14 protein-coding genes are annotated in these 14638 nt (G+C 40.5%); all 14 read right to left on the reverse strand.

Going from position 1 to position 14638, the window contains the following annotated elements:
- Window positions 1-73 precede the first annotated feature (73 nt).
- Window positions 74-1225 carry a thiolase family protein gene (locus ACQKL6_RS02960; protein ID WP_402988383.1) on the reverse strand — a complete coding sequence of 384 codons (1152 nt, stop codon included), beginning with the start codon at window positions 1223-1225 and terminating at the stop codon, window positions 74-76.
- A gap of 65 nt (window positions 1226-1290) precedes the next feature.
- Entirely contained in the window at window positions 1291-2439 is a 1149-nt protein-coding gene (locus ACQKL6_RS02965) for an acyl-CoA dehydrogenase family protein (RefSeq protein WP_402988381.1), read from the reverse strand.
- Between the two features lie 60 nt (window positions 2440-2499).
- Complete coding sequence (locus ACQKL6_RS02970; RefSeq protein ID WP_402988378.1) at window positions 2500-3540, reverse strand: phosphotransferase family protein; 1041 nt, start codon at window positions 3538-3540, stop codon at window positions 2500-2502.
- The gene (locus tag ACQKL6_RS02975) at window positions 3518-4729 is read right to left on the reverse strand and encodes an acyl-CoA dehydrogenase family protein (RefSeq protein WP_427650551.1); all 1212 of its coding nucleotides are present in this window, start codon (window positions 4727-4729) and stop codon (window positions 3518-3520) included. The genes ACQKL6_RS02970 and ACQKL6_RS02975 overlap by 23 nt, the downstream gene beginning before the upstream one ends.
- 78 nt (window positions 4730-4807) lie before the next feature.
- Entirely contained in the window at window positions 4808-5566 is a 759-nt protein-coding gene (locus tag ACQKL6_RS02980; protein WP_402988372.1) for an SDR family NAD(P)-dependent oxidoreductase, read from the reverse strand.
- A gap of 115 nt (window positions 5567-5681) precedes the next feature.
- Complete coding sequence (locus tag ACQKL6_RS02985; protein ID WP_427650553.1) at window positions 5682-6470, reverse strand: enoyl-CoA hydratase/isomerase family protein; 789 nt, start codon at window positions 6468-6470, stop codon at window positions 5682-5684.
- A gap of 201 nt (window positions 6471-6671) precedes the next feature.
- On the reverse strand, window positions 6672-7865 hold the full coding sequence (locus ACQKL6_RS02990; protein WP_402868796.1) for an acyl-CoA dehydrogenase family protein: 1194 nt from the start codon (window positions 7863-7865) through the stop codon (window positions 6672-6674).
- A gap of 14 nt (window positions 7866-7879) precedes the next feature.
- Window positions 7880-9019, reverse strand: a complete 1140-nt coding sequence (locus tag ACQKL6_RS02995; RefSeq protein ID WP_402988366.1) for a thiolase family protein — start codon at window positions 9017-9019, stop codon at window positions 7880-7882.
- A gap of 17 nt (window positions 9020-9036) precedes the next feature.
- Complete coding sequence (locus ACQKL6_RS03000; protein ID WP_402988363.1) at window positions 9037-9447, reverse strand: Zn-ribbon domain-containing OB-fold protein; 411 nt, start codon at window positions 9445-9447, stop codon at window positions 9037-9039.
- Window positions 9448-9696: 249 nt separating this feature from the next.
- Window positions 9697-10410 (reverse strand): hypothetical protein, encoded by a 714-nt coding sequence (locus tag ACQKL6_RS03005; protein ID WP_402988360.1) that lies wholly within the window; start codon window positions 10408-10410, stop codon window positions 9697-9699.
- A 24-nt stretch (window positions 10411-10434) separates the two neighbouring features.
- Window positions 10435-11226 carry an alpha/beta fold hydrolase gene (locus tag ACQKL6_RS03010; RefSeq protein WP_402988357.1) on the reverse strand — a complete coding sequence of 264 codons (792 nt, stop codon included), beginning with the start codon at window positions 11224-11226 and terminating at the stop codon, window positions 10435-10437.
- A gap of 378 nt (window positions 11227-11604) precedes the next feature.
- Window positions 11605-13122, reverse strand: coding sequence for a class I adenylate-forming enzyme family protein (locus ACQKL6_RS03015; protein ID WP_402988354.1), 1518 nt, complete (start codon window positions 13120-13122; stop codon window positions 11605-11607).
- Between the two features lie 11 nt (window positions 13123-13133).
- The gene (locus ACQKL6_RS03020; RefSeq protein ID WP_402868805.1) at window positions 13134-14282 is read right to left on the reverse strand and encodes an SDR family oxidoreductase; all 1149 of its coding nucleotides are present in this window, start codon (window positions 14280-14282) and stop codon (window positions 13134-13136) included.
- Between the two features lie 17 nt (window positions 14283-14299).
- Window positions 14300-14638, reverse strand: a 339-nt coding sequence (locus tag ACQKL6_RS03025) for an enoyl-CoA hydratase/isomerase family protein (RefSeq protein ID WP_402988350.1), incomplete at its 5' end; no start/stop codon positions are given.

A 14638-nucleotide genomic window follows, 5' to 3' on the forward strand; every position in this document is an offset into this window, starting at 1 on the left:
AATTTCTATGCTTTTTGTTTAGAGAATTTTTGAGCCTCATTGAAACCAATAGATTACCTGCATGAGTTAATTATTAGTAGATTCTTTCTATAATAGTTCCATTAGCCATCCCACCACCTTCACAGATAGCTTGAAGTCCAAATCTACCACCAGTTCTTTCGAGTTCATGCATCATCGAAACCATAAGACGAGCACCTGTAGCACCAAGAGGATGACCTAAAGCAATTGCGCCACCATTTGGATTCAATTTTCTAGGGTCTGCTTCCATTTCTTCTAACCAACACATTGGAACTGACGCAAATGCTTCATTCACTTCATATACATCCATGTCTTCAATCGTTAGTCCTGCTTTATTTAATACTTGTTTAGAGGCTTCAATAGGTCCCGTCAACATTAAGATAGGATCAGAACCAATCACTGCACGGGCAGCGATTCGGAACCTAGGTTTAAGCCCTAATTCCTCCGCCTTCTCCTTGGACATAAGTAGTAATGCTGCGGCGCCGTCACTCATTTGACTTGAGTTGCCTGCATGAATTTTTCCATCCTCCGCAAATGCTGGTTTAAGGGTTCCTAGTTTTTCAATTGTTGATCCTTCCCGTGGACCCTCATCTTGTTTAACCTTGATAACTGTTCCGTCTTCAAGTGTGACCTTTAGAGGCATAATCTCCCTTTCAAACTTTCCTTCTCTTTGGGCATTCAATGCACGATTATGACTTTCTAGAGAAAACTCATCTAACTGTTTCCGGGTAAATTCCCATTTGTCTGCAATCTTTTCCGCAGACAACCCCTGGTGGATCATGTCGAAGCGAGAAGTCAGCATCTCACTCCAATCGGTATTTTTCCGCGATGATCCCATTGGGACACGAGTCATACTTTCCACACCGCCAGCGATCACAATATCCATATCCCCACTCATAATTGCTTGCGCCGCAAAATGTATCGCCTGTTGACCAGATCCACACTGGCGGTCAATTGTTGTCCCTGGTACCTGAATTGGAAAGCCTGCCATTAAGGCAGATATTCGGGCAATGTTATATGTTTGTTCTTCTATTTGGGTTACACAACCCAATATGACATCTTCTACGAGACTAGTGCTTATGCCCGCACGTACTACTACTTCGTTTAAAACATGAGCAGCTAATTCGTCCGGACGAATAGAACTGAGAACCCCTTTTCGTTTTCCAACAGGAGTCCGAACTCCCTCTATAATGACCACTTCACGCATATACATTCCTCCTAGTATGGATACTTAATAACTTTTATATGAAACTATTACTTTATTATTTTTTGTTACTCCAATACTTTAGATGAGACATTTTCAATAATTGTTTCCGATTTAAGATGGTTTACTCTTGCTATTCGAATCTCCTTATACCACCTTTCTATTGGCAAGTCACCAGCAAAACCAGCACCTCCATGAATTTGTAAGACATCATCCACAATTTTTGAAGCAGTTTCTGTAGCCTGAAGTTTCGCAGTTTGAGCAATTAGCTCCCAATCCTCTTCATTCTTATCGATCCTTTTTGCAGCATCTTGCACTATTAATCTAGCCGATTGCAACGAGATATACGCTTTCCCGAGCATATTTCGAATTGTTGGAAATTCAGCAAGCGGTTTTCCTCTCGTAATCCTCTTTTTCGCGAATTCTTTCCCATATTCAATAGCTTGAACGGAAACACCTAAGCATTTTGCGGCAAGTAAAACTTGTGATTCGGCTAACCACTGTTTTATAAATCTCGTTCCATCACCTATCGCACCAATACGTTGATTGTCACAAATTCGTGTTTGATTAAAAATAATAGAGTGTGCAGAATGTACATCAATTAAAGTCATTTCTTTCCTTTCCAATTGGTCAACAGAATCTAATAGAAAAAGAGTTGGTTTAAGCTCTCCACTTTCAAGTTGACAATTTACAAGGATAACACCAAAACCCGATGTATCTAGGTTTTGTATATAGGACTTTTCACCAGTGATGATCCAACTGTCTTGATCTCGAATAGCTGAAGTGGTTAATTTGGTTAAATCATTATCTTCAGCTTCCTCCCAAACGGCGATAAAACAGCCTTTTTCAGTTTTCATGGCAGGCTTTAGAAAATAGTCCCGCTGTTTGTTCGTACACTCAGCTAAAAAACTTGGAAATGCCCCTCCGAACACATCTGCAGCTGGATGGTAAAGACCAAATGGGTGCTTGGAAGCTTCCTCTACTAATTTCGTTCTATCAAGTAAGGATATCTCCGCGCCGCCCCATTCCTCATTTGTACCGATTCCATCTAAACCATAATCATCAACTACTTGTTTTAAACGTTTAACGATTTCATTCGACAACTCTTTTCTATCTCTTTTGAATGACTTCTCAGCATCTTCTGCATAATCGCATAAAATGGATGATAAAATTTCTTTTACATTTTCTAACTCCGGTTTCAATAACTCGTTAGCCAAGGTCATTCCACCCCCATCATAATTTGGATGATTTTCTTAACTAATGGATACAGAAGAGTCTCAGCGAAGCATTTCTTTTCTCTGCGCCTTAGAGGCTTGTTCTAATAAATTCTTGATGCCTATATCCAATTTTCCAAACCGCTTATCTTTTGCCTCCCCGATTTTCCAACGATAATAGATTTGCTGAAGAATCACGGCAATTTTGTAAAAGGCGAAAGTCAAATAATAGTCAATATGTGTGATATCACGACCGCTTTTTTCACTATAAAGTTCTAATATTTCTCTTCTGGTAAAAAATCCAGGATTCATTGTAACGGATGATAACCCTGTCACTTTATCATCGGGTTCGGTCCAATAGGCAAGTGTCGTACCTAAGTCGGTTAGTGGATCACCAATCGTACTTAACTCCCAATCAAAAACACCAATTACCTCTCCCGGGTCATAAGCTGCAAACATCATATTATTCAATTTAAAATCGTTATGAACAATGGTTGGCGAAAGAGAAGGTGGTATATTATCAAGAAGCCAATTTTCCAAAGAGCTGACAGCAGGAATATCATTTGTTTTCGCTTGGTGGAACCGCTTGATCCACCCATTCACCTGTCGACCTAAATAGCCATCTGGATAACCGATGGTATCTAACCCAGCAGTTTTATAATTAACAGCATGCAATTTGACTAGTGTATCAACTAAAGCTTTTGATGCATGTTGTCCTACGTTTTCCTTATTTTCATATTCATTTGGGATAGTTTCATCAAACACACACCCCTCTTTTTTCTCCATCACATAAAAGTGGCGTTCCATAATATTTGGGTCCGCACAGTATAAATATGGCTTTGGTGCAAGCGGGAAAGCACGATTCAATTTTTCAAGTATTTCGAACTCTCTTTTCATATCATGGGCCTTGGGAGGAATGGGACCAAATGGTGGCCTTCTCAAAACTCCTTGCCAGTCCCCAATAGAAATAAGGTAAGTTAAGTTCGAATATCCTGCTGAGAATTGGTTTACCTCAAGGGGGGAAGAACTTAGCCCTTGTATTTCTTGACGGAGATACTCCTCGACAATGGACCAATTAATCTCATTGACTTGTAGTTTGCTCATATAGTTTCTCCTTTGATTGGTAATTCTTTAATACCTGTCGAGCAACCACCATTCGGTGTACCTCATCCGCTCCATCATAAATTCGAGCGGCTCTTGCTTCTCTATATAACCCTTCTAGTGGTGTATTTGGCGTCAATCCCAACATTCCTAGATTTTGAATAGCTCGGTCGATGACATTATTTAAGACTTGAGCGCCATATAACTTAGCAAGTGAAACTTCTTTCCTTGCTTGGTCCCCTTGGTCCATTTTCCAGGCAGCTTGTAGTGTTAGTAATCTGGAAGCCTGAATTTCTGCTTCTGAATCTGCAAGATCGTTTTGAATAATTTGCGAATCTGCCAGTGTTTGAGCCCCATCTTTTTTCGTTAAAGAATAGGCTATCATTTCATTCAAGGACCGTCGTGCTACACCTAGCCAGCGCATGCAGTGGGTAATCCTCCCAGGACCTAATCGAAGCTGAGCTAGTTTGAATCCATCTCCTCGTTTCCCCAGCAAATTATTCTCTGAAATTCGGCAATTATGAAACCGAACTTCACAATGTCCTCCTATATAATGATCTCCCATGACAGGAACTTCACGCACAATCTCAAAGCCTGGTGTCCCAGTATCTACAAGGAACAAGCTCGTGCGATGATGAGGCTCGGCTTCCGGGTCTGTTACGACCATCACAATGGCAAAAGCAGCTCCCTCTGCACCAGTGGTAAACCACTTATGGGCATTGATGATCCACTCGTTTCCATCTTTTATTGCTGTTCCTTGGAGTGTTCTTGGGTCAGAACCTGATACTTCCGGCTCCGTCATAGCAAAACAGGAACGAACTTCATAATCTGCCAGTGGCTTTAAATATTTTTGTTTTTGTTCCTCAGTCGCTGCATGAACTAAAATCTCGCCGTTACCAGCGTCAGGAGCCATTGAACCAAAAACATATGGGCCGATAGGACTTTGACCAATCACTTCTGACAACAATCCTAATGAGACAAAACCCATTCCCATTCCACCTACATCTTTTGGTAGATGTCCAGCCCACAAACCATTTTCCTTCACAATTTGTTGTAATGGCTTTAAAATTTCCTGAGGTAATCCACGATGCGGGACCATATATTTTTCATTTGGAAAAACATAATTGTGCATAATTTTGGTCGCTTTATCTACCATTGCTTTTTGCGCTCCATTTGGGGTAAAGTCAAACAAGATTATCCCTCCTTTTGTTTTTTTCTTCATTTATTTCATATCATGATAAGGAAACATTGCCTTCCCCAAAGAGAATACTTATTGAGCTAACCATCCACCATCTATATAAATCGTTTGCCCTGTGATAAAACTGCTAGCCTCCGAAGCTAACAAAATGACAGCACCGGTTATTTCTTCTGGTTCTCCTAATCGATTCATCGGAGTCTTCCCAATCAATTTTGCTCGGATTTTTGGATTGCTTAACTCTTGTCTATTCAACTCTGTTTCAATGTAGGCAGGTCCAATCGCATTCACTTGGATGCCATGTCTTACCCATTCAAGCGCCAACGACCTTGTTAAATTAATTACTGCAGCTTTACTTGCCGTATAAGGAGCTATCCCATAATCACCGACAGCACCTGCTACAGAGGCAAGGTTGATAATTTTTCCATATCCTTGCTCTTTCATTACCTTCCCCGCAGATTGGCAACAGAAAAACAGTGATTTTACATTTAAGTCCATTACCTTATCCCAATCACTCTCGGAGATATCGAAGGCCAACTGTGTATGCGAGATTCCTGCATTATTAACTAAAATATCGATTTTTCCGAAGTGTCTAACTACTGTTCCCATCATTTCTTTGGTTGCTGAGATATCCCGAAGGTCCGTCGGAATACTGATTACCTCTCTTCCATACTCTTTCACTTCGGCAACTACTTCTTTATTTTTTTCTTCATTCCGGCCGACGATCACAATATCTGCACCAGCTTCCGCTAGCGCTAACGAAATCGCTTTTCCTAATCCGCGGTTTCCTCCAGTAACTATTGCCACTTTATTCTCTAAGTTAAATCTTCTCACTGATTCACATCCTTTATTATTATTAACTAGAAGTGAATTCCCCTCCTTTACAAACAACGAGGCTAGATCAGTAATCTAAGTAACAAAGGAAAAAATTTTACATCTTATATACACCTTATTGGTAAGAACCGGTAAAATTAGGTTTTGTTTTGTCAATGAAAGCACGAACCCCTTCTTGATGATCCTGTGTATTAAATACAATCCCTTGGACCATTGCTTCTTCTTTGAGAATATCCTCCAATGAAGATTCCATACTGTGATTTAACATTGTTTTGGTTAGCCCAATGGCAATTGGTGGATTAGCGACAAATGAATCCGCTAATTCGGTGCAAAAATTTAATAGATAATCTTCCTCAACAACTTCTAGGCATATGCCATAATCTTTCGCTTCGCTTGCGGAAAGAATTCTATCTGAGAACGCAAGCTCCTTTGCTCTTGCCATCCCAACGATTCTTGGTAAATGATAGAGTGCCCCTAGATCAGGAACTAGGCCAACTTTATTAAAACTCAATCCAAATTTGGCCTTAGAGGAGGCAATCACAATATCACATGCGATTGCAATGCTGAATCCCGCTCCGATAGCAAAACCATTAACCGCCGCTATCACGGGTTTTTCCATATTAACCAATTCCTTTAGAAAGTAACTATGCTTTTGCATATATTTTCTCCCGCTGGCTGCAGAAGTCACTTTTGAAAACCCCTTTATATCGCCACCAGCACAAAAGGACCTCCCATTTCCTGTTAGAATAACAGCACGAATAGAAGAATCATTTTTTATAGAATTGAAGAAATGGTTCAACTTCTCAATGATTGCACCTGAAAGGGCATTGAGAGAATTAGGTTCATTCAGAGTGATTGTGGCTATCCCATTATTTACTTGCATTATGACCGCTTCATTTTCCATTGTAGAGCTCCCTTCCCGGAAATTTTTTTTAATCATGATAGGGATATATATTTAGAAGTTAAAGAATTTTGTAGTGTGATAGAAAAGGACCCTGACGGTCGCTTATTGGTCAAGCAACCGTCAATGAAATCAACAACAAATAACGCTCATCTGAATTTTTTATACTAATATAACTTTGGTCGTTTTCAGTGATGTTAGCCCTTAGAGTCCCATTCGCTTTGCAATGATGGTTTTCATAATTTCATTTGTACCGGCATAAATGGTAGTTGCTTGAACATCTCTAAAACGTCTAGCAATTTCATATTCTTCCATAAATCCATAACCACCATGTAATTGCATACAAGTAGTAGCAACTCTTTTTGTCATCTCCGTAATCCACCACTTTGCCATTGAAACTTGGGTAATAACGTCTTTTTTCTCCATATGATTAACGATTAAATCATCTACAAAGGTTCTTGCAATAACAATCTCGGTTGCCATTTCGGCTATTTTAAACTGTGTATTTTGCAGTTTACTAATTGCTTTTCCAAAAGCCTCCCTCTGTTTAACATAATCAATCGTGACTTCAAGCATTTTTTCTGCTGTAGCCACGCTCCCAACAGCAACTAATAACCGCTCTTGTTGAAGTTTTTCCATTAAGTAATAAAATCCTTTACCTTCTTCTCCTAATAGATTTTCAGCTGGTACACGAGCGTCATCAAAGATGAGTTCAGATGTATCCGAAGAGTGTTGGCCAACCTTTTCTAACTGGCGTCCTTTAGAAAAGCCAGGCGTATTGCTCTCCACTACAATAAGACTTACTCCTTTATGTGCAGGTGTAGCCATATGATCCGTTTTACAGGCAACCACAAATAAATTTCCTACAATGCCGCTTGTAATAAACGTTTTTTCACCATTTAAAATATAGTAATCACCTTCTCTAACCGCTGTAGTCTTTAAACTTGCAACATCAGAACCTCCGCCTGGTTCAGTCATTGCAATTCCAGTAATGATATCGCCTGTAATACATCTAGGAATCCAACGTTGCTTTTGTTCTTCAGTTCCAAATGTATTTATATACGGGACTACAATGTCATTATGATTATTGATTCCCACTAACCCGCCACCGACTCTTTCCAACTCTTCATTGATAATTACCGAATATCCAAAGTCTGCATTAGCCCCGCCATACTTTTCATCCGCCCATGGACAAAGAAAACCTTGTTCCCCCATCTTTTTCCAGAAGGAAAGCGAGACCTTTTTTTCTTTCTCCCACTGTTCAAAGTATGGTACTGCTTCTTTTTCTAAAAACTTCTTTAAAGCACGTCTGAATATTTCATGATTTTCACTCAGATAGCTCTTACTTATTCTTCCTCCCGCTCGACTATTTTTAGATGCTGTTTTAGAATCAATCATTTTTACTTTTCCCCCTATCTTTTTAAGATGGTGACACAGGAGTTCCCTCCTGCCCCTTCACTATGACATAATGCAACCTTCGCTCCTTCTACTTGATTAGCACCCGCTTCTCCTCTTAACTGCCAAGTAACCTCAGCAATTTGTCCAAGAGAAGATGCCCCAACAGGTTCACCCCTGGAAAGAATTCCACCACTAACATTTATAGGAATCCTGCCTCCGATGGAAGTCTCGCCAACCTGAGCTCTCAGCCCTCCCTCTCCTATCGGACAAAAACCTAATCTTTCGGAATAGATAATCTCAGAACCTGCATCCACATCTTGTATTTCCGCTACATCAATTTCTTCAGGACTAATTCCTGCCATCTCATAAGCTGCGTGAGCTGCTCGTTCAGCAAGTGTTGGATAAGACGTGTGGACAGGTGCGGAAACAGCCGGTACGAACATATCCCCTCTTCGTCTCGTTTCCAAAACGGAAGCAGCAATAGTGACATAGTTCTTTGTAAACTTTTGGGCCGTTTTCTTCTTACAAATGATAGCAGCTGCTGCACCATCATTTGGAGCACACAACATGTAAAGTGTTAAGGGATCTGAGACCATTCGTGCATTAAGTATCTCTTCAATCGATAGTTCTTTTCTAAACATCGCATAGGGGTTATGAACAGCATACTTATGACTTTTAGAAGTAATATAAGCTAATTGTTCTTTTGTCGTTCCATATTCCACCATGTGTTCATGAATACTTGTCGCGAAATAAATAGGGTTTGCTCCCAACCCCGTCGCTTCCTGCCAATAATCATATCCAGCACCATGTAAAAATCCCCTTGGGCTTTTTTCAAACCCAACTGCAAGGACTATATCGTAAACCCCTGATTCAACTGCTTGGCATGCAAGACGTAAAGCAGAAGCACCGCTCGCACACGCATTTTCTACATTCACAATAGGGATACCTGGAAGACCTAATCTTTCTAGTACGTTATGGCCTGATGCGGAAATCTCATACACATTTGCAGAGAAAGCCGCTTGGATATCTTTCATGGTCATATTAGCATCTGCTAAAGCACGTTTTGCAGCTATTGAACCTAAATCCCTGTAACTCTTATCATTAAATCGGCCAAACTCATGCATTCCTACTCCAGCAATCACAACCTCATCCAATAGAAACCCTCCCTTCCCTATGGAACTGGTTTATACTTAAATGTTATATATTCTTTACCTTCTTCCACATATGCCAAATCAAAAATGATTTCAACTTCCATCCCTGCTTCTAAATGGTCAATTGTCTTTTCTGTTGTTAGACCCATAATTCTGATACCTTCTTGAAATTCAACGACACCAACTGTATATGGAACTTCCCCTTTGTATCCTGGTGTAGGGGAATAAATTCCAGTAAAACTTTTCAATTTCCCCCTAGAATGTAAAATCAATTCTTCCATCGTTTCTGTACAGCATTCTGGGCAATAAATTTGTTTTGGAAAGGCCATTTCACCACATTCAGAGCATTGTGAAACAATTAGACCATATGGTTCTTTTGAAGAATTAAAGAGCCCGGGCTGTACTGGAAGTTTCTCTTTCGCTTTTTCCAATGTTAACCCTCCCACGAAGAACGATATTTAAATCGTTTTTCCTTTGATTATTGCATCATGTTTTCATCTAAAATACTAAAAGGTGAATCAACTTTCATCTTTTGATAAGTGAATAGGTATTCTACTTTGCAAATAAATAGAATATGGATATGGGGTGAATCATTAAAGATTCACCTTTTATACGATCTCAATGTTATTCGTTACTAGACTTTAGAAATTCATCGAACTATTAATGTCAATTCTCATTTACTACTTTATTGACATCCTCTTATATAATACTGCTTGGGCTGCACTGATAAAATCTCTTCCACCTCTCCACGCTTCCACTAGTGATGCTTGCTGTACTTCCGGATTAAATTGGTCTTGAACGGAGCACAGCAAAATCCTCCTAGGACCTTTCAGTTGTTGTACACCTCCTTGTACTTTAGGAGAGGACTGATCGGTTCCAATTAGACGGCAAGCCTTTATAGACTCGTTTTCCTTTAATATGGGGAACAATTGGTCATTGTACCAATGATCCAATTTCTCCTCTCCATATTCTTCCGGATCAAAGAATAGTGCCCACACATTTTGAGCTGTACGGTCCGTATCATTCAACCAAGTATCAGTAAGAGGTTTATAGGTTCCCCCCATTATACTAGTAATGTAAGTAAGCATTCTTTTTGTCCATTCAGGCCGCATTCCTGGACCTGTAGATGTTCGGTTAATATGATAAGCCTCGGACTCTAACACTTTTTCATCATAAAGCTCATAGAAACTCAAATATCGTGGGGCAGGAAACCTAGGATTTAAAGGTGATAGAGAAGAAGATTCTACCTGTTCATATCGATTTCCGCTTATAAAACCTGGCACTTGCACTAGTGAAGACAGATGCTCCAGATTATACCATTCGTTCCACTCCGCAGTTATTTCCGGCTGACACTCTAATGCCCACAATAACATTGCTTGTCCTTTATCAAACATTCGTGTCACCACTCTTTCAAGAAATCAGATATATATTCTTGAGTTAAAAAATTTTATCATATAGTTTGCGAGTTTTTCAGAAGCTTGAATTTGCGGGAAGTGTCCAGCTTCTTCCATAATAGTAGGTTTGACAGGTGGGTTTAAGAGTTGACCAACCTCACCCACAACCTCAGGTGTGAAGGATGGATCGAGCATACCCCCAATTACGACAGCACGTGAGCGAATGCTCTTTATCCGTTCGGTCAATATTGTACCTGCTCTAGCAATTGCACGAGAGCAAACTGCATAATGATAAGGATTATTACTTGTAAATATATTTCTGTAATTCGCAACAATTTCGGGAAAGCGTTCTCTGAAAGAGGACGGAAAGGAACTTTCCAGGCTATAGTTTACTACTGCCTCCATCCCTTCCTTTTCTACCTGATTTGCACGATTAAACACATAATCAGAGACCCCCTGACTAATGTGCGGTCCAATCGCAATCAGCATGACAGAAGAGATGCGCTCTGGAAAATTTGCAGCAAGATAGGCAGCAACAACCGCTCCATACGCTACCCCAGCTAAATTGATGGTCTCTATCTTTAAGTCATCTAATAAATCAATTAGACTTCGAGCCACATCATCTAGGCTCATGACTGAATTGACAAGGGGGCTTTCGCCAGCACCTGGCAGGTCAACGATTATTCTCCTGAAGTTATTTTCAAGATATGGATCAATCCACTGCCAAGAAGAACGGCTCCCGCCTAGTTCATGTAAAAGCAGAATTTCTGATGCACCTTCTGGTCCTTTTAAGTCATATTTTATATTCGAAACCAAAACAATTTCCTTCCTTCCAAATCAGGTTATTAAAACATGTACAAAAACTTCATGTTATGTTCCTCTAGCATTCGATAGCTATACTAGATTAAGATAAAGGAAGTTTTCGATGGCAACACTAATAGATCGTAACCTGTACAGCAGCTGCTAACACTTTATCGAAAATGGAACTAACTTGTCCAAAAGACCATTATTTTAATTGTTTATTAAAATTGGTCAGAAATTCACTTCTACTTTTGAACATTAAAAGCAATATCCACACTACCCATCTGTTTACGTATTGCATCTACCGATTAACACATCCTACTTTTTCAGGAAATACCAGTTACAGATAGGTAAAAGAATCTTATGAGCAAGTCTAATTATTTTTCGATAGATTTAAGCATGAGTTTGATCTTCTTTTAAGACAATCTCCCTCACCCGGTTTTTATCCACTTTACCAAAATCGGTTTTTGGGAGAGATGGTACAATAAATAAAAACTCTGGCCACTTAGCTTTAGAAATCCCAATTTCTTTTAAACAGGAACATATGTCATCTAAGATTAACTCATGATTAGCTCGGACCGATACAACAGCACAGATTCGTTCACCTAGCAGTTTATCTGGACGACTAACAACAGCTGCTTCAACAATTGCCGGATGTGTCATCAAGGCGGTCTCTACTTCTGCTGCATCAATTTTAAATCCCCCACGAATAATTTGGTCCTTAATTCTTCCAACAACCCTAATGAATCCTTCCTCATCACGAATGATTAAATCCCCCGTTAAAAAAGCATCGTCTGACGTTCGCTTATTTTGTTCTGCCCCTAGTCCTGGCAAGTAGCCCTTAAAGAGAGACGGACCTCGGACACCTGCCTCTCCAATTTCCCCTCGCGGAAGACTTTTTCCTTTACTGTCATACGCTTCCAAATGAGTTCCTGGAAACGGCACGCCATCAAAAATGAGTTTACGTTCTTCAAGATCAGTTAAACGGACCGATGCATGTCCTAAGCATTCAGACATTCCATACATGCGGAGTACTTGAATACCTAGTAACTTGTTTGCATTGATGACGATATCTACGGAATTAGGACTACCACCTACTGATAAGGCTCTCATCGAAGGAAGATGACGGGTCCATTGTCCTGAGTGGACTGCCTCCATCATTAGAAGAAGATGGGTTGGTACACACATCCCCCAAGCACTTTTATGCAAATCCATTAGTTCAAGTGCCTTAAGTGGATTCCATTCTCCCATAAGAATTAAAGGATGTCCCATCGACAGCGCGATGTGAACGTTAAATGTCCATCCTGCAGCAGAGGTGAGAGGCGAAATAGCCATGATGGGCTCACCCTGCCTTAAACCAACAATGCTTGAACAATACTTACTTGCATAATTAAGTGAACTAGCAGTATGTGGCACTGCTTTGGGAACACCCGTAGTTCCTGAAGTAAAGCCGATTAAAACCGTTTCCTCTTCGGACGTTGACTCTACAATCGGAGATGACTGCAAATACAAGTACATATTTTTCAACCCAACTAACTCGACAGCCGCTTTTTCTTTCCTATGGCTTAGATAAGCAGTTGGACGTAGTCGTTCGAGAATTAATTGTCGTTCTTTGTTAGCAAGCTTGTAATTAACCGGACAGATGATTGCTCCTAATTTGGAAAGGGCAAGTCCAATAACAACTGTATCAACTGATGTATGCGAATCAAAAAGAATTCTGTGACCAGCCCCGATACCCGCTTGCAACAGCTGATCTGCTAAAACTAATGCATTACGGTAAATGTCAATTCGCTTTATCGGACTTTCCCCATCAAAGACCGCTACTGATTCTGGGTCCATTTCAAACCACCTGGCGAACTGTTTCCAGAGGCCTTCTGTCCCCCATGTTATATCACCGATTTCATTAATCAAAAGGACCCCTCCTATCCAATCGTCTGTCCACCATCAACAACAAGTGTTTGACCTGTCATAAAGCTGGAAGCCTCTGATGCAAGGAAGGCAATAGCTCCTGAAATTTCTTCTGATCTTCCAAAACGACCCATAGGTATACGGTTACGTAACCAGGATTGTCGTTGTTCATCAATTTCTTCCGTGAAACCTGAGTCGATGGATCCTGGTGCAAGGCTGTTAACTCTAATTCCATAATGCGCCCAGCTTACAGCCAAGTCCTGGGTTAGCTTTATCACAGCAGCTTTTGACGTTGTATAAGGAACAACCTCACCGGCTTCCGGCGGGAAGGACATTAGCCCTCCCGAAGAAGTAATATTAATAATGGTTCCTCCGCCATTTTTAATCATATGTTTTGCAGCTGATTGACAGCATAGGAAAGTTCCGGTTAGGTTTACATCAATCACTTTAGTCCAGCCATTTAGAGGAATCTCTTCTGGCGGACCCGACCAAAACGTTCCTGCACTATTAATTAGAATATCTATGGTGCCAAAGCGGTTTATAGTTTCCGTTACTGTGTTTTCTACTTCTTGTTGATTGGTAATGTCACAACGGAGACCAATCGCCTCTACATTGTAAGTTTTGGTTATTTCCTCTGCCAAACTAACGCATAGAGATTCCTTACGAGCCGCTAAGGCAACATTACAGCCTAATTCTGCAAGTGTTTTAGCCATAGTACTAGCTAATACCCCGTGCCCCCCCATTATCAACGCTGTTTTCCCGCGTAAATCAAACGTATCGAGAACAAATCGAGAGCTACGGGAAGCTGCTCTAGGTGGTTGTGTAGCTGTACCAATTTCTTCAGCCAATAAATCCACCTCATCCATAATCAATGCAATTCGCTTCCCTCCCATTGATGCTGTATCCTCAACTGCAGCTACCCACTCAGGTGATATCAACATTCGATTTAAGGCTTCCCGATCCTTAAAATAAAGTTGCGCAAGTCCGTCCCATTCCGGTTCCCCATTACGTTGATCGAAATCTTTTTCTACCTTTCCATGAGTGTAAGCTAACACCCCTGGTAATTTCTTAGCCATATCTGCATGAGGACCACGCCACCATTCCAAGAAACGTTCCTTTTCCCAATCACTCGGACGTCGTGCTAGGACAACAAATTTAATCATTTTTTTCCTCCTAACTCTTACAATCCAGTCCACACCGGTTTCTTTTTGTTCAGGAACGCTTGAACTCCTTCTTTTGCATCCTCACTTTGATGCACAACATTACAAGCAAGATGTTCTAGCACCATCAATGTATCGGTATCCGCATCTAAACCGCGGTTTGCTGACATTTTCGTAATCCACATAACGAATGGGCTTTTGTCAGTTAAATCACCTAAGAAGGTTTCAACCACTTGATCCAGTTCTTCTTTAGGAGCGGATACGTTCGCAAGTCCCCATTCGGCACATTGAACACCGCTTAGCAATTTCCCTGTTAACATTAATTCTTTCGCTCTTCTCATGCCAACATATCTTGGTAG

Origin of the sequence: Peribacillus sp. NPDC097197 (assembly GCF_050278025.1) — a bacterium.
Lineage (GTDB): Bacteria > Bacillota > Bacilli > Bacillales > DSM-1321 > Peribacillus.